This window comes from Pelorhabdus sp. sgz311002 (assembly GCF_056134285.1).
On sequence record NZ_JBWBCL010000003.1, the window covers coordinates 320657 to 336131 of the forward strand.

At 44.0% G+C, this 15475-nt stretch carries 17 protein-coding genes; 3 read left to right on the forward strand and 14 right to left on the reverse strand.

The window, feature by feature from the left end; genetic code table 11:
- Positions 1–7 precede the first annotated feature (7 nt).
- From AC0NJP_RS07305 to AC0NJP_RS07350, 10 genes are all read right to left on the reverse strand, one after another.
- Complete coding sequence (locus tag AC0NJP_RS07305; RefSeq protein ID WP_474037454.1) at positions 8–925, reverse strand: CdaR family protein; 918 nt, start codon at positions 923–925, stop codon at positions 8–10.
- Positions 922–1740, reverse strand: coding sequence for a diadenylate cyclase CdaA (cdaA, locus tag AC0NJP_RS07310; protein ID WP_474037453.1), 819 nt, complete (start codon positions 1738–1740; stop codon positions 922–924). Before cdaA ends, AC0NJP_RS07305 begins: the two co-directional genes overlap by 4 nt.
- Positions 1741–1895: 155 nt before the next feature.
- Entirely contained in the window at positions 1896–2969 is a 1074-nt protein-coding gene (locus AC0NJP_RS07315; RefSeq protein WP_474037452.1) for a branched-chain amino acid aminotransferase, read from the reverse strand.
- Positions 2970–3019: 50 nt separating this feature from the next.
- Positions 3020–4432: an argininosuccinate lyase gene (gene argH, locus AC0NJP_RS07320; protein WP_474699351.1), complete on the reverse strand. Its 1413-nt coding sequence runs from the start codon at positions 4430–4432 to the stop codon at positions 3020–3022.
- Positions 4433–4434: 2 nt separating this feature from the next.
- Entirely contained in the window at positions 4435–5646 is a 1212-nt protein-coding gene (locus AC0NJP_RS07325; protein ID WP_474037450.1) for an argininosuccinate synthase, read from the reverse strand.
- A 46-nt stretch (positions 5647–5692) separates the two neighbouring features.
- Entirely contained in the window at positions 5693–6631 is a 939-nt protein-coding gene (argF, locus tag AC0NJP_RS07330) for an ornithine carbamoyltransferase (RefSeq protein WP_474699352.1), read from the reverse strand.
- A gap of 18 nt (positions 6632–6649) precedes the next feature.
- Positions 6650–7852, reverse strand: coding sequence for an acetylornithine transaminase (locus tag AC0NJP_RS07335; RefSeq protein ID WP_474699353.1), 1203 nt, complete (start codon positions 7850–7852; stop codon positions 6650–6652).
- Complete coding sequence (gene argB / locus AC0NJP_RS07340; RefSeq protein ID WP_474037447.1) at positions 7828–8760, reverse strand: acetylglutamate kinase; 933 nt, start codon at positions 8758–8760, stop codon at positions 7828–7830. The genes AC0NJP_RS07335 and argB overlap by 25 nt, the downstream gene beginning before the upstream one ends.
- Positions 8761–8843: 83 nt before the next feature.
- A complete protein-coding gene (gene argJ / locus AC0NJP_RS07345; RefSeq protein ID WP_474699354.1) occupies positions 8844–10052 on the reverse strand; it encodes a bifunctional glutamate N-acetyltransferase/amino-acid acetyltransferase ArgJ in 1209 nt (402 codons plus the stop codon).
- Positions 10053–10163: 111 nt separating this feature from the next.
- Complete coding sequence (locus AC0NJP_RS07350; protein WP_474699355.1) at positions 10164–10874, reverse strand: N-acetylmuramoyl-L-alanine amidase family protein; 711 nt, start codon at positions 10872–10874, stop codon at positions 10164–10166.
- A gap of 115 nt (positions 10875–10989) precedes the next feature.
- Between AC0NJP_RS07350 and AC0NJP_RS07355 the strand changes: the two genes are divergently transcribed.
- Positions 10990–11850, forward strand: a complete 861-nt coding sequence (locus AC0NJP_RS07355; RefSeq protein ID WP_474699356.1) for a transglycosylase domain-containing protein — start codon at positions 10990–10992, stop codon at positions 11848–11850.
- Between the two features lie 96 nt (positions 11851–11946).
- Complete coding sequence (locus tag AC0NJP_RS07360; RefSeq protein ID WP_474037443.1) at positions 11947–12231, forward strand: hypothetical protein; 285 nt, start codon at positions 11947–11949, stop codon at positions 12229–12231.
- 62 nt (positions 12232–12293) lie between these two features.
- On the opposite strand, the gene AC0NJP_RS07365 is transcribed toward AC0NJP_RS07360, so the two are convergent.
- Entirely contained in the window at positions 12294–13133 is an 840-nt protein-coding gene (locus AC0NJP_RS07365) for a polysaccharide deacetylase family protein (RefSeq protein WP_474699357.1), read from the reverse strand.
- A 116-nt stretch (positions 13134–13249) separates the two neighbouring features.
- Between AC0NJP_RS07365 and AC0NJP_RS07370 the strand changes: the two genes are divergently transcribed.
- On the forward strand, positions 13250–13636 hold the full coding sequence (locus AC0NJP_RS07370) for a hypothetical protein (protein WP_474699358.1): 387 nt from the start codon (positions 13250–13252) through the stop codon (positions 13634–13636).
- Between the two features lie 66 nt (positions 13637–13702).
- Here the strand turns inward: AC0NJP_RS07370 and rpsI are convergent, their stop codons facing one another.
- The 3 genes from rpsI to truA all read right to left on the reverse strand — a co-directional run bounded on the left by rpsI (position 13703) and on the right by truA (position 15471).
- The gene (rpsI, locus tag AC0NJP_RS07375) at positions 13703–14095 is read right to left on the reverse strand and encodes a 30S ribosomal protein S9 (protein WP_474037439.1); all 393 of its coding nucleotides are present in this window, start codon (positions 14093–14095) and stop codon (positions 13703–13705) included.
- Between the two features lie 24 nt (positions 14096–14119).
- Entirely contained in the window at positions 14120–14560 is a 441-nt protein-coding gene (rplM, locus tag AC0NJP_RS07380; protein WP_474699359.1) for a 50S ribosomal protein L13, read from the reverse strand.
- 113 nt (positions 14561–14673) lie between these two features.
- Positions 14674–15471 carry a tRNA pseudouridine(38-40) synthase TruA gene (gene truA / locus AC0NJP_RS07385; protein ID WP_474699360.1) on the reverse strand — a complete coding sequence of 266 codons (798 nt, stop codon included), beginning with the start codon at positions 15469–15471 and terminating at the stop codon, positions 14674–14676.
- Positions 15472–15475: the final 4 nt, after the last annotated feature.

Genomic DNA, 15475 nt, shown 5'->3' on the forward strand with positions numbered 1-15475 from the left:
ATCTCCTTTAGTGGTTTAAAGCCACAGTAAATTTCACAGTCACCGTCGTGGGAGTAGCTGTAATTCCATCTTTCACCCACACTTTGACTTCACGGGTTTGTTCTTTCGTATCGGTACCGATCGTAATCGGCTCTGTCGTCACATATTCAATCGGATCAATGAGATTCTTCGTACCGGACAACTCTACTTTGGCCGGAATCACTTGAATCTGCTTAAATACATAGCCTGCCGGTAATTGACCGCTAAACGCCGGTTTCACATCGACAGTCTTTTTATTATCCTGAATCAGTTGCGCCTCAACAGTAACCTGCCCCGGATGTGGCGCAGCCCCTTCGACTTCCCGTCCGTCTTTATTAACAATCAACACATTAAAGGTTCCTGAAAAATCAACGGTGCGATTACTCAGATCAATCTGTATAATAGCACGATCCATTTGATCAAGCAAGCTGCGCGGTCCCTCTACAGTAACGATTTCAGGATTTACTGTTACTTTTCCCAAGGTAAGACCAGGCGGCAGACTGCTCGTATATTTAATCTCTACAGGCAAGCTGCGGCTTATAGCGGTATCAATACGCAGCGGCACCTTGTCAGGATTAACTTCTACCAGTTCCAAGGAAGTGGGAACAACGGCATTAATTTTAATAGTATGACGTCCTTCGGTGACGCCTTTAAGATCCACATAAGCGCCAATATCGCTAGCCGATATGGCGGCAATAGTACTGCGGGCGCCTCTGACTTTAACGCGAACCGATTCAGGCGCATCAATCAGTGTATAGCCTGCCGACAAATTCTTTACTTCGAGTGGAATGGTATAGCTTGCTTCAATCGAAGGGTTTTGTTCATTCATTACATAAAGCCAGAGCACTACAGCCATGATGAGGCAGAAAATTTTAGCAGCAATATTCTTGTCTTTTAATCCATTCATGATGTGGCCCTCCTATTAAAGAGGTCGCCTAGTGACAAGGTTTTGCCCACAAATATCGGCCTTAACATATTCTTCAGAGACTCCTGATCAAGATGTCTAATAAGCTGACCGCCTCTAGCAATCGAAATCGTACCTGTTTCTTCACTGACCACCACTACAACGCAATCAGCCTGCTCGCTAATGCCAATAGCGGCCCGATGCCTTGTACCAAGCTCTTTATTTAATGTTCGGTCATCTGTTAATGGCAATAAACAACCAGCCGCCATTACCCTGTCGCCGCGAATAATAACAGCGCCATCATGCATTGGCGTATTGGGTATAAAAATATTGATTAAAAATTCACTTGATACGAGACCGCCCACTTTTATGCCTGTTTCAATATAATCCGTAAGACCCGTCTCTCGTTCAAAAATAATTAAAGCGCCAATTTTATTTTGTGATAAAACCACGGTAGCTTTCGTAATTTCATCGAGAAAGGATTCTGTCTCTTCGGCATTTAGAAAAATGTTCTTTTTAAATATCCCGCCCCGCCCTAGTTGTTCTAAGGCCCGTCTAAGTTCGGGCTGAAACACAACAGGCAAGGCAACAAGCACCACTGTCATCGTTTTCTGTAATATCCAGTTGATGACATTCAGCCCCAGCCATTTGCTGACAAGAGTGGCAACTAATAGAACGATAAGGCCTTTAAGTAACGCAACAGCCCGCGTATCTTTCATCATAGAATAAAATTTATACAAGAAGAAAGCAACTATTAATATATCCACTATATCAAGCAATGTAATCGTAGCTAAAATGCCGCGAATTTGTAGTAACATACGATCCCAACCTCAAATGTTAGTCTTTATTTTTATTCTACCCAATCGCCGCAAAAACCTTTTCAGAAATGCAAAAAAAGCACCCTCTGCTTTAGCAGAGGGCACTTTAAGGACCTTTGTCTGATAATTCTTTCGATACACTCTAAGAAAAGATCTTAGAGTGTCGTAACAGTTGCGACCCAGCCATGTTTATCCTGGCGTTTGCCATATTGCAAACCTGTTACCATATCAAAGAGTTGCTGAGCAATCGGGCCTGTTTCATTATTATTGACGGTAATCGTTTTACCTTTCCAGGTTAAAGAACCGACAGGAGAAATGACAGCTGCTGTACCCGTTCCGAAAATTTCTTCTAGCTGTCCTTTGTCATAAGCTTCATATACTTCATCAATAGAAATGACCCGTTCGGTTGCTTTGAGACCCAGTTCCGGTGCAAGTTCAAGCACCGTTTTACGCGTCATACCACCGAGGATACTGCCAGTTAATGCAGGCGTAATCAGTTCACCGTTGATTTTAAAGAATATATTCATTGCGCCGACTTCTTCGATATTTTTCCGTTCCACCGCATCTAGCCAAAGCACCTGGGAAAAGCCTTCTTTTTCCGCTACTTCACCAGCTCGAAGACTTGCCGCATAATTAGCTGGCGTCTTAGCTTCACCAACGCCGCCAGGACAAGCGCGGACGAAATGATCTTCAACCTTCAGCTTAACAGGCTTAAAGCCATTAGCATAGTAAGCGCCTACTGGTGACAGAATGATCATCAATTTATAGGTCTTGGCTACGCCGACACCGAGGTAAGAGTCATTCGAAATGACGAAAGGACGAATATAAAGAGCAGTACCCACTTTATTGGGAACCCATTCTTTTTCCACTTCTAGTAGCTTCATCAATCCAGCATAAACTTCTTCTACATTCATTTGAGGAATGCAAAGAATATCAGCCGAACGGTTAAAACGGGCTAAATAGTCTTTCGGACGGAACACGACAATTCGATTATCTTCAGTCCGAAATGCTTTAATGCCTTCGAAGATCGCCTGGCCATAATGAAGCACCATAGCCGCCGGGGCAATATCAAACTCGCGATAAGGCTCAATGCGGGGATTAATCCAGCCTTTCCCTGCTTCATAGTCCATACAGAACATATGATCCGTAAAAATTTTGCCAAAGCCGAGTTTATCCGCCTCCGGCAATGGCTGTCGTTCTTTTACCAACTGCATACTGATTTCCTGCATAACAAAAACCCTCCTCAACAAAATACAAAAATATTCTTTAGCTTCCCAAATTATAGAACGTTTTTTGTATACTTGTCAAGTTCGCCTTCTTCTACGGCTAGGTTGTGTTTCGCTCTAGTAAACGATTGTTCTACTTCAGAGTACGATGTACCGCCAAAGGAATTTCGAGCACTTACGCAGCGTTCGATTTGTATGGCATCGACAATGTCGCTCTCAAATAAAGGACAAAATTGCTGAAATTCTTTTAGCGTCATATCAGCAAGCACTTTATTTTCGGCAATGGCATAAGCCACACTTTTACCAACTACTTCATGAGCTTGGCGGAAGGGCAGACCTTTGCGCACGAGATAGTCGGCCATGTCAGTCGCATTAGAAAAATCTGTTTTGAGCGCATTGGTCATTGTATCACTCTGCAAGCGCATCGCCCGCAGCATCGAAGCATAGACAGTCAAGCTGAATTTCACTGTATCAATCGTGTCAAAGAGGCCTTCTTTATCTTCTTGCAAATCTTTGTTATAAGCAAGCGGCAGACCTTTCGATACAGTCAGCATCGCCATTAAGTGACCAAAAACGCGACCTGTTTTACCACGAACCAGTTCGGCCACATCAGGGTTTTTCTTTTGTGGCATAATGCTGCTGCCGGTGCAGTGTGCATCATCTAGTTCAATGAAATGGAATTCTGCCGAAGACCAGAGAATAATTTCTTCACTAATCCGGCTCAAGTGCATCATCAAAATCGAAGCAAAACTTAAAAATTCAAGAATATAATCCCGATCGCTTACGGCATCCATACTGTTATCATAGACAGCGCCAAACCCAAGCTGCTCAGCCACAAAGTGGCGATCAATCGGGAAAGTCGTACCAGCCAGAGCGCCAGCGCCAAGCGGCATCATATCAGTATGCTTATGGACCATCGTCAAACGATCAAAATCGCGAACAAGCATATAAAAATAAGCCAGCATGTGATGAGCAAACAGAATCGGCTGCGCCCGCTGCAAGTGAGTGTAGCCAGGCATAATAACATCTTTATTCTTTTCCGCCACTTCGACTAAAGCTTTCTGCAAATCAACAATGAGCTTGCCGATTACTTCAATCTGGCCTCTTAAATAGAGGTGCGTATCAAGGGCCACCTGATCATTACGGCTTCTTGCCGTATGCAGCTTGCCGCCGACAGGTCCAATCCGGTCAGTGAGACGCTTTTCAATATTCATATGAATATCTTCGAGACTCACTTCAAAGGAAAAATTCCCTGCTTCAATATCAGCAAGGATTTCTTTTAAACCGCCAATAATCGTATCGGCTTCTTCCTGAGTTAAAATCTTGCATTTGGCCAGCATCGTCGCATGAGCAATGCTACCAGCAATATCTTCTTTATACATACGGCAGTCAAAAGAAATGGAGGAGGTAAACTCCTCCACCAAGACGTCCGTATTTTTAGAAAAACGACCGCCCCAAAGCTTCATGCTTACTTACTCTCCTTTTGCATTAACGCTCTGACTTTTAAGGGAAGTCCGAAGAGGTTGATGAAGCCTTCGGCATCTTGCTGGTTGTACACTTCATCACGGCCAAAAGTAACAAAGCCTTCATGATAGAGTGAGTAAGGCGATTTCGAACCAGCGCTAATAATATTGCCTTTGTAGAGTTTCAAACGGATCAAGCCTGTTACAGTCTGCTGTGTTGATTCTACGAAAGCATCGAGTGCTTCTTTGAGCGGTGAGAACCACATGCCGTCATAAACAAGTTCAGCATAACGATTCGCAACCTGCTGTTTGTAATGAAGCGTAGCGCGATCCAGCGTAAGAAGCTCTAATTCATGATGAGCGTAGAACAAAATAGCGCCAGCAGGAGTTTCATAGACACCGCGGGATTTCATACCAACAAGACGATTTTCGACCATATCAGTAATACCAATGCCGTGTTCAGCGCCAATTTCATTGAGTTTTTCAATGAAAGCAACGGCATCAAGTTTTTCACCATTTAAGGTTACAGGAACGCCTTTGTCAAATTCAATTTCTACATATTCCGCTTGATCCGGTGCTTCTTCCGGCGATTTGCAGATCATGTATAAATCGTTCTGCGGTGCATTCCAAGGATCTTCTAGGTCAGCGCCTTCATGGCTTAAATGCCACATATTACGGTCCATGCTATAAGGGCGTTTTTTCGTAACAGGTACGGGAATATTATGTTTTTCTGCATAATCGATAGCATCTTCACGGGAACGAATGTCCCAAAGCCGCCAAGGAGCAATGATTTTCAGTTCCGGCGCCAGCGCTTTCACGCTGAGTTCAAACCGCACCTGATCGTTGCCTTTGCCGGTAGCGCCATGAGCAATTGCATCAGCGCCTTCTTTTTTAGCAATTTCCACTAAAGCTTTCGCAATAAGCGGACGAGCGAAAGAAGTTCCAAGCAGATATTTTCCTTCGTATACGGCACCGGCTTTTAAAGTCGGCCAAATATATTCTTCCACAAACGGTTTTTTCAAATCTTCAATATAGACCTTGCTGGCGCCTGATTTTAAGGCTTTGTCATGAACAATATCGAGTTCATCGCCTTGTCCTACGTCAGCGCAAACAGCAATAACTTCGCAGCCATTGTAGTTTTCTTTCAGCCAGGGAATAATAACCGACGTGTCAAGACCGCCGGAATACGCTAATACTACTTTTTTTACATCACTCATGAAATACGTCCTCCTTAAAATAACCTCTATCGAGACTTCTCTCTTATTATGACACAAAACCCATGGTTAAGGCCATAACTGCTTTTTGAACATGCAGACGATTTTCCGCTTCATCAAAAATTACGGAATGCGGGCCTTCCATAACCCCCTCGCTAATTTCCTCACCGCGATGCGCTGGGAGACAGTGCATGACAATCACATCAGACTTAGCAACAGCAAGCAGCTTTTCATCCACAATAAAGCCAGCAAAGTCTTTTACACGCTTTTCTTGTTCGGCTTCCTGTCCCATACTTGCCCATACATCGGTGTAGATCACATCAGCATCTTTGGCCGCTTCGGCCGGGCTTTGCGTAAAGACAATTTGACTACCGCTGATGGCGGCATCGCTTTTGGCTTCTTCAATGCAAACAGGATCGGCCTCATACCCTTTTGGGGAAGCGACGGAAATATGCATACCCAGTTTGGCGCAGCCATGCAGCAGCGAGTTGACCATATTGTTGCCATCGCCAATATAAGCAAGCTTTTTCCCTTTTAAATCCCCTTTATGCTCAATAGCTGTAAATAAGTCTGCAAGTACCTGGCAAGGATGCATCAGATCCGTTAAAGCGTTGATGACTGGCACCGAAGCGTATTCAGCCAGTTCTTGTACCCGTTCATGGGAATAGGTACGAACCATGATGCCATCAACATAGCGCGATAAAACGCGAGCTGTATCTTTTACAGGCTCACCGCGGCCAATCTGCAAATCCTTAGCGCTTAAAAAGAGAGCGCTACCGCCAAGCTGATACATGCCCACTTCAAAAGAGACTCTCGTTCTCGTTGAAGATTTTTGAAAAATCATCGCAAGTGTCTTGCCCTTTAAAATGGGATGGGCAATCCTTGCTTTTTGTTCTTGCTTCAATTTAGCTGTAAGATCAAAAATTTCCTGCATCTCTGCTACAGTCAGATCATGCAGCGAAAGTAAATCCTTTCCTCCTAAAGACATACTCTTTCCTCCAATATTTTAAGCCGGTTCACTTTGCAGCACTTCTTTTAAAACGGCCATAACTTCATCAACATGACTTTCCGTAATAATTAAAGGTGGTACAAAACGCAATACATTTCCAGCTGTACAATTAATAATAACGCCTTTATTAAGGCAAGCTTCTACAATTTCTCTACCTGGTTTCGTCAGTTCAGCCCCCAGCATTAAGCCCTCGCCGCGTACTTCTTTGATCAACTTCGGATAAGCTTTCTTGAGTTCTAAGAGCTGTGCTTTCATATAGGCGCCTACTTTTTTGGCGTTGTCTAAAATATGTTCTTCATCAATGGCTTTAAATACAGCCAAACTAGCAGCACAAACTAAAGGATTTCCGCCGAAAGTCGTACCATGATCGCCCGCCGTAAACGCAGCAGCGATTTTATCTGTCGTCATAAAGGCGCCCATAGGTACGCCTCCGCCCAGCCCTTTTGCCAAAGTCGCAATATCTGGCTGTACTTTGTAATACTGATAGGCAAAAAGTTCGCCGGTCCGGCCCATGCCGCATTGAATTTCATCGAAGATTAGTAAGGCGCCGTATTTATCGCAAAGTTTTCTTACACCTTCCAAGTAACCGGGAGCTGGTACGTGTACGCCGCCTTCGCCTTGAATGGTCTCAAGTAAAACGGCACAGGTTTTTTCACTAATTTTTGCTTCGAGCGCTGCAAGATCATTGTAAGGAACGTAATCAAAACCCTGAGGCAGTGGCTCATAACCGTGTTGATAATGAGGCTGTCCAGTTACTGTAAGCGTTGCCAGCGTCCGACCATGAAAAGAATGTTCGGCGCTAATAATTTCATATTTGTCAGAGCTGATGGTTTTACCGTATTTTCTAGCCAGCTTTAAAGCGCCTTCATTGGCTTCAGCGCCGCTGTTGGCCAGGAAAACTTTATCAAAACCGCTCCGTTTCGCAATCTCTTCCACAAGCTGCGCTTGTTCGGCCGTGTAATATAAATTAGAACAATGAATCACTTTAGCTGCTTGGTCCGCAATAGCCTTTACCAGCCCTTTGTGACCATGGCCTAGAAGATTTACGGCAATACCGCCGAGAAAGTCGATATATTTTTTGCCTTCATTGTCATAGACATAAGGGCCTTCGCCATGGGAGATAACCATCTGATAACGATTGAAAACAGGCATATAATACTGTTTATCTTTCGTAATTACTTCTTGCTTGGTATTTGACATAAGTCAAGTCCCCTTTCATCTTGCACAACTTCTGTGCCTACGCCATTTTTTGTAAATACTTCTAGCAAAATAGAATGTTTTTCCCGACCATCTAAAATATGCGTTTTCGGCACGCATTGTCGGAGCGCCTTGAGGCAGGTTTCTACTTTCGGAATCATGCCGCCATCGATGGAGCGATTACGAACCATTGATTCCGCCTCCTGACGCGTCAAGGTAGAAATTAAAGAATCCTTATCGGAAAAATCGCGGTAAATACCTTCTACATCGGTTAACAGAATCAATTTTTCGGCCCTCAAGGCGCCAGCAATTTCGCCTGCTACATAGTCGGCATTAATATTATAAGTCTCGCCATCTTCGCCCACAGCAATCGGCGCAATAACGGGAATAAAGTTCTGATCTAACAGCGTATGTAATAATTCTGGATTCACTTTTTTGACATTACCGACAAAACCAATATCAACAAGACTGGTTTTTCCATTTTCATGGACTTCCGCCAAATGCTTTTCGGCAACCATCAATTTAGCGTCCTTACCGCTTAAGCCTACTGCTTTTGCGCCCTGCTGATTCAGCATTGTAACGATTTCTGTATTGATTTTGCCGACAAGTACCATTTCGGCAATGCCCACTGTTTCGGCGTCAGTCACGCGAAGACCGCTGACAAATTCGCTTTTTTTACCGAGCTGAGTTAAAGTTGCCGTAATTTCCGGGCCGCCGCCATGAACTACAACAGGACGCATGCCCACATATTTCATGAGAATAATATCTTGCATGACGCTGTGTTTTAGCTCAGGGTTGATCATAGCGTTGCCGCCATATTTAATGACAATGGTTTTACCAAAAAATTGCTGCATATAAGGCAGAGCCTCAATAAGTACGGCCGCTTTCGCAGCTGCGTTGTCAATATTCATCGTTCCCCATCCTTTTCTAACGGAAGAGGCACACCCAAAGGCGTGCCTGATTCCTTGTAATAAGAAAACCTAGCCTGATTGTATCAGGTATGATATTCACCGTTAATTTTCACATATTCATAAGAGAAATCACAACTCCAAACGGTAACGGCTGTATCACCTTGTGCCAAATCAATTTCCACTTGAATATCACTTTCCGCCATAATATCGCGCAAGGCTTTTTCATCATAGGCAGCGCCAAGGCCGGCTTTTACAATGGGAACGCCACCAATGGCTAGCGATACTTTCGTAGGATCAAGCGGTACGCCGGAGTAACCTACCGCGCAAAGAATCCGTCCCCAGTTCGGATCTTCGCCAAAAAAGGCTGTTTTTACAAGCGGCGATTTAGCCACAGCCATAGCAACTTGTTTGCCTTCAGCAAAATCTTTGGCGCCTTTCACGGTAAGTTCCAAAAATTTAGTAGCGCCTTCCCCGTCATGGGCAATTTGTTTCGCCAAATAGGTGCAAAGACTTGTTAAGGCTTCTTGGAATGCCGCAAAATCAGCATGATCTATGCTATCAATCAGCCCATTTTCCGCCAGTCCGTTAGCCAGAAGAATGACCATATCATTGGTACTTGTATCTCCATCCACGGAAACCATATTGAAGGACACTTGGACAGCCGCTTTTAGAGCCGCTTGCAATACAGGTGCCGCAATGGCCGCATCGGTCGTAATAAAGCCAAGCATAGTCGCCATATTAGGATGAATCATGCCAGCGCCTTTGGCTATCCCAGCAATTTTAACCGTTTTGCCACCCAAAGTCAGGTCATAGACGATTGATTTGGCAAAAGTATCTGTTGTCATAATTGCTTTTACAGCATTTTCACCGCCGTTTTCGGCTAAGGAGCCGACAGCTGCCGTAATTCCTGTTCTAATTTTATCCATCGGCATGGCTACGCCAATTACGCCAGTAGAAGCGACAAAAACTTCGCTCGCTGCAATTCCCAGTTTTTCCGCAGTAAGCTGCGCCATTTCTTTCGCATCAGCCAGTCCCTGTTCCCCAGAACAGGCATTGGCGCAACCGGAATTGACGACAATCGCCTGGGCCGTTCCTGATGCTAGTGTTTCCTTCGACACAATGACAGGCGCTGCAGCCATCAAATTTTGTGTAAATACCGCTGCTGCTTGCGCAGGAACGGAGCTATAAATAACGGCGATATCTTCCTTACCGCTTTGCTTTACACCAGCTTTGACGCCAGATGCTGTAAAGCCAGTCGGATATGTAATAGTTCCTTCTTTTTCGGTAAACATCTTATTCCTCCTAAAAGTTCACTGTACCTGAATTATCTCGTTTTGATAATTATACGCCACTCATGTATAATAATGCAATAGTTTTCTTGAAAAAATATTTCTATAGCTAAATTATCTTGCTTCTTTTCGCGTAAAATGATACGCCAATCCTTTGGCAATCTGCCAAACTAGTTTTTGTTGATATTCCTGCATTTTCAATTTATGGGCTTCCGCCTGATTCGTTACATAACCGCATTCTACCAAAACACCAGGTATGTGAGTTCCATTCAACACTAAAATATCTAAATCCTGCTTACTTTCGCGCCGGTTGCCTGGCGGGAATATTTTAAGAGCTTTCTGTAAATTTTCGGCTAATTCTTTGCTTTCTGGCAGAGTCCCGCCATAAAAAACCTGCGCTCCTTCGGCCTCTTTAAAGGGCGTAGCATTTAAATGAATACTGATAAAAAGTTCTGCGCCGCTTTGATCCATCATATTCATCCGAACCTTCAAATCATGGCGCTTACCGCCGCGCCCTTTCGTATAGTAATCTACATCTTCCGCCCGGGTTAGGGTAACAACAGCGCCGTAATTTGCCAAAACTTGCGCCATTTCTTGCGCTAAAATTAGATTAATTTCTTTTTCTACAATACCGTTACCGCTGGCGCCGCTATCAATCCCGCCATGACCAGGATCAATAATGACAGTATGACCTGCGAGTTTAGTCAAATCAACTTGCTCTAATTCATCTGACGCTAGATAAACTCCTAAAAAGTGCAAAGCCAATGCCAATACACCGCATAAGGTGATCTGTAAAATCTTTTTCCGCCGTAACAATACGATCATGGCGATCCCTCCTATGTATCACCCTATGCAGCAAAGGAGGCCGCTATGTCTCAGTCTGGTCAAAGACTTCCGCTTCATGTAAAATAGAAAGAGGACAAGCCGAAAGGAGGCAGTTATGACAAGAAAACGGTTTGTACTCCTCGTATGTTTTGCTTTTTTAGGTGCTTTTTTCTGGGCTGGCGGCGCAAACCTCATTCCAAAACAGTGGCAAAAAACGACCTTGCCGAGTGCTTTATCTCATCCAGCCTCGCTGTTCGGCATAGGCGCCTCGGCCGCATCGCCAGAAGAAACGAAGGAAAATACCGATTCATCCCGCCGTCTAATCGAACAAGGCAGCAGTCTGTATCATCGCCTGTATCGCATTGTCGCGTTAAAACAAGCTGTCGAAGCAAAATTAGATCGGAAAAATTATATAAAGATCCAAGAAATGCCCCTGTCTTTTCAGCAAGCTCTGATTGCCGTGGAAGACAATCGTTTTTATCGGCACTATGGCTTCGACATTGAAGGAATTCTGCGCGCCACCCTAGTCAATATTCAGACAGGAAATTATACCGAAGGTGGTAGTACCATTACGCAGCAATTGATAAAAAACTTGTTTTTAAATCAAGATAAAAACTTTGGCCGAAAAGCCGAAGAATTTATTCTTGCTATTGATATGGAACTGCGTTATTCGAAAGAAGAAATATTGGAGATGTATGCTAACACCATTTACTTCGGTTCTGGCGCTTATGGAATCAAAAGCGCCGCCAAAATCTATTTTGATCGGCCGCCAGCGGATTTGACGTTAGCCCAAAGCTCTTTATTGGCCGGTCTGCCAAACGCGCCGTCACTCTATTCGCCTTTCGTGGACTTTACGGCAGCGAAACAGCGCCAGGCTGTCGTATTAAATGTTATGGCAAAAAACGGCTATATCGGCCCTTCTATGGCCCAAGAGGCCCTTGCTGCACCGCTACATCTCAATTCTTCTCATGAATAATGTAGCGTCTTTACCAAATATTAAGAAAAAATTAACTAAATCACGGTAGAAATAGCAGTATTTTTCCTGTATCCTGCCTCTAGGGAGGTTTTGTATATGCGAGAAACGATTACTATGAACCGAGTTGGTCGTTGTACCCTCACAGGCAAGGAAGTAGCTCAGGAACTTTCCGGCTACTGTCTCAGTGAAGAAAGCCATATGGAAAGTGCCCTGCTCACGAAATACTGCAGTGGCGAATCGCTTTGCAAAAGCACAGATTGTCAATTTGTCATCGGAGTGTCTGGCAAAAACTATACGAAATCGATCCAAATCTTATTTGATATGCTGGCGCTCTGTTACGAAGATTCCTTGGCACCAACAGACGGCTTACAAAAAAAATAAGACAGCAAGAAAGACTGCCCGCAATCATATTGCTAGGCAGTCTTTCTTGCTGTTAATAGAGTTTAAGGAATATAGATTAATCCAGCGATTCTTTGATCGCCTTCTTGCAACAAATATGCTTTGAAATTTCCCAAAGCTGTAAATACTTCGGTAAACTTCAGTCTCAGCCAAAAATGCCAAAAGGTATGGTTATTGCCGCCAAAAATAGGAATCCGATTAAGCGTATATAAAGTGGAGTGAATACGGTCACGGCCAAAGTGTACCGTAAAAGCCGCGCGATAGCCTGCCGCTTTCGTCATATCAATAATTTGCTGACTATATTCGCCGCCAGGATATGCTAAATAGTTAACTGGGCGGCCTAAATGCCATTCTAGGGCCGCTTTGGAAGCCGTAAGCTGCTTTTGAGCTTCTGTCGGCGATACGGTTGCTAAATCCACATGGCTCAAAGTATGGCTCTCAAAATCAATATCGTGGGCGCTCATCTGCGCAATCTGTTCCCACGTCAAATAACGGTCATAACGTCCTACAAAATCAGTAATAATAAAAATGGTTGCTTTCGCCTGATATCTTTGCAAAATAGGATAAGCTACTTGATAATTATCTTCATAGCCGTCATCCATGGTAATCAGTATGGATTTTCGCGGTAAGGGCTTACCAAGCTGCAAATAATCAGCCAGTTCATCAGGTGTAATAGTTTGATAACCATGATCCGCCAAATAAGCCATCTGTGCCTCAAACTCACTGCTGCTTACAGTAAGCGCATTATGGTCGCGATCATTGATCTGATGATAATTTAAGACAGGTACGCCTTGAAAATACGTTAAAGCAACATAAATTGCTGCAAGTAATAAACAGGAAAAAATGATGAAAATATTCACAGTTTTTTTCATAACTCTACGCATAAATGCACATCCTTTAACAGGTTCCAGTTTTCTGTTGTTAGACTTTTTATTATTCTACGAAACGAGAAAGATGTCAACAACCAAACTGGCACAATATCTTTAAGGAGTGAAAAGCTATGACTAAACAAGAACAAACTGTCATCGCCTTCTTCCCATCCAAACAAAGAGCGGAACAGGCAGTGGCCGCTTTGAGTAAGCTAGGACTTCATGATACGCACATAAAACGTAACAGCCGCTTCGGCGAAAGTGAAAATTACACAATTGACAGCGCCATCGCCTCAGCAGAAACACTTACAGGCCTAACGTTGTTTTCAGAAAATCAATCTAACCAATCTAACCAGTCCCGCCGAGTTCTCCTTGGCGCTGATCCCTCAGTAAGCGGCTTCAGCCGCAGTGGCAATGACTTAGCAGGAAGTCATCCATTTACGCTTGTCACTTTTGTACCGGAAGCTATGGTAGAACAGGCCGTAACGGTTCTGCGCAACAATGGCGGTCTTACGTAAAAAGACAGATTCATAAAAAAAACCCGCGAAGCACTTGGCTGTCGCGGGTTTGTCGTTTCGAAAATATTAACGTTTCGAGAACTGAGAAGCTTTGCGGGCTTTTTTGAGACCGTACTTCCGACGTTCTTTTTCGCGAGGATCGCGAGTTAAAAGACCAGCTTTTTTCAAAGCAGGACGGAATTCACCGTCTACTTTCAAGAGCGCGCGGGCAATACCATGACGGATCGCTCCAGCTTGTCCGGAAATACCGCCGCCTTCTACTTTTGCCAGAACATCATATTTACCAATTACATCAGTAATATTTAACGGCTGTTTTACGATGAGTTCTAATGTTTTAAGACCGAAATATTCATTGAGCGGACGTTCGTTCACAAGAATATTTCCTTCTCCCGGAACCAGACGAACTCTGGCAACCGAGGTTTTTCTGCGGCCTGTGCCGTAGTAGCTTACAAGTGCCATTCTTTTGTTCCTCCTTTCCAGTTCTTACCGAATGTTGAATTCTAAAGTTTCAGGCTGCTGAGCCGCATGAGGATGCTCAGATCCACTATATACGTACAATTTACGATACATGTCGCTTCCCAAACGGTTTTTCGGCAACATGCCTTTAATGGCATGTTCTAAAACTTTAGCCGGTTGGTTTTGAAGCATTCTTCCTGCTGTTACGAAGGTTGTACCTCCTACATAGCCGGAATGACGGAAATAAGTTTTCTGGATTAATTTCTTACCAGTCAATACTACTTTTTCTGCATTTATAATAATGACATGATCGCCGGTATCAACATGGGGAGTATAGGTCGGTTTATGTTTACCACGCAATACTTTTGCTACTTCTGCAGCAAGACGTCCCAAAGTTTTACCTTCTGCGTCAACAACATACCATTTGCGGGTAATATTGCCTGCATTGGCCATAAAAGTTGTTTTCATGCTGTATCCCTCCTCACAAACAAATTGCTGTGAAATTTTTTTTATTCCCTGAATTCCGGGGCTAATGGAAGACATGGCAAAAATCTCATAAAATTATTTTACTGTTTTGTAACTTAAATGTCAAGCGGCCCAGAAAGAAAAGATAAATTATTTTCGGAAAAACTTTGCTTTTGATCATAATATACTCGAAATAAGCATAATCCCTGCGCTGGCGCCGTAACTCCGGCGGCTTTGCGGTCTTTTGCCGCCATAATTTCGGTAATCTTGGCTCCCGGATAACGTCCCAGCCCCACATTCACGAGCGTGCCTGTCAAGTTACGCACCATATGATATAAAAAACCATTTCCCGTAAACGAAAGGGTAAAAAAACCACCATTCTCGACAATGCACTTCGCTTCATAAATGGTTCGGACTGGATCGGTCATGACACTGCCAGTCGCCCGAAACGAAGAAAAATCATGGGTCCCTTCAATCCGTCGCAGGGCCTCGCGCATTTCGTCAACTGCCAGAGGGTGACGAATATGCCAGGCATAGTTGCGGCAAAAAGGATTGGCAAGCTCCCCTTGATATAGGCGATACAAATAGGTTTTTGCAACAGCCGATTTTCTGGCGTGAAACGAGTCAGCTACTTCCTCGGCAGCGATTACCACAATATCAGCAGGCAATAAGGAAGAAGCAGCTCGACAAATTTTTTCTGCGGGAATCGTTCCCGTTGTTGTGAAACTTACAACCTGTCCGGCAGCATGAACGCCCGCATCAGTTCTGCCAGCGCCATGAAGCACGAGGCTATGGCCAAACAGCGGCTCTAACTTTTTTTCCAGCACTTGTTGCACAGCCACAGCATTTTGCTGCCGCTGAAATCCATGATAGGCTGTACCATCATAGGCGATGGTTAGTTTTAACGTACGCATAAAG

Excerpts from the sequence above, each read along its gene's own strand:
- AC0NJP_RS07355 (WP_474699356.1), top strand. The coding sequence starts at position 10,990 with ATGACAAGAAAACGGTTTGTACTCCTCGTATGTTTTGCTTTTTTAGGT.
- AC0NJP_RS07370 (WP_474699358.1), top strand. The coding sequence starts at position 13,250 with ATGACTAAACAAGAACAAACTGTCATCGCCTTCTTCCCATCCAAACAA.
- AC0NJP_RS07335 (WP_474699353.1), bottom strand. The coding sequence starts at position 7,852 with ATGTCAAATACCAAGCAAGAAGTAATTACGAAAGATAAACAGTATTAT.
- argB (WP_474037447.1), bottom strand. The coding sequence starts at position 8,760 with ATGAATATTGACAACGCAGCTGCGAAAGCGGCCGTACTTATTGAGGCT.
- cdaA (WP_474037453.1), bottom strand. The coding sequence starts at position 1,740 with ATGTTACTACAAATTCGCGGCATTTTAGCTACGATTACATTGCTTGAT.
- rpsI (WP_474037439.1), bottom strand. The coding sequence starts at position 14,095 with ATGGCACTTGTAAGCTACTACGGCACAGGCCGCAGAAAAACCTCGGTT.
- truA (WP_474699360.1), bottom strand. The coding sequence starts at position 15,471 with ATGCGTACGTTAAAACTAACCATCGCCTATGATGGTACAGCCTATCAT.
- argJ (WP_474699354.1), bottom strand. The coding sequence starts at position 10,052 with ATGTTTACCGAAAAAGAAGGAACTATTACATATCCGACTGGCTTTACA.
- AC0NJP_RS07365 (WP_474699357.1), bottom strand. The coding sequence starts at position 13,133 with ATGCGTAGAGTTATGAAAAAAACTGTGAATATTTTCATCATTTTTTCC.
- AC0NJP_RS07305 (WP_474037454.1), bottom strand. The coding sequence starts at position 925 with ATGAATGGATTAAAAGACAAGAATATTGCTGCTAAAATTTTCTGCCTC.
- argF (WP_474699352.1), bottom strand. The coding sequence starts at position 6,631 with ATGTCTTTAGGAGGAAAGGATTTACTTTCGCTGCATGATCTGACTGTA.
- AC0NJP_RS07350 (WP_474699355.1), bottom strand. The coding sequence starts at position 10,874 with ATGATCGTATTGTTACGGCGGAAAAAGATTTTACAGATCACCTTATGC.
- AC0NJP_RS07360 (WP_474037443.1), top strand. The coding sequence starts at position 11,947 with ATGCGAGAAACGATTACTATGAACCGAGTTGGTCGTTGTACCCTCACA.
- AC0NJP_RS07325 (WP_474037450.1), bottom strand. The coding sequence starts at position 5,646 with ATGAGTGATGTAAAAAAAGTAGTATTAGCGTATTCCGGCGGTCTTGAC.
- AC0NJP_RS07315 (WP_474037452.1), bottom strand. The coding sequence starts at position 2,969 with ATGCAGGAAATCAGTATGCAGTTGGTAAAAGAACGACAGCCATTGCCG.
- rplM (WP_474699359.1), bottom strand. The coding sequence starts at position 14,560 with ATGAAAACAACTTTTATGGCCAATGCAGGCAATATTACCCGCAAATGG.
- argH (WP_474699351.1), bottom strand. The coding sequence starts at position 4,432 with ATGAAGCTTTGGGGCGGTCGTTTTTCTAAAAATACGGACGTCTTGGTG.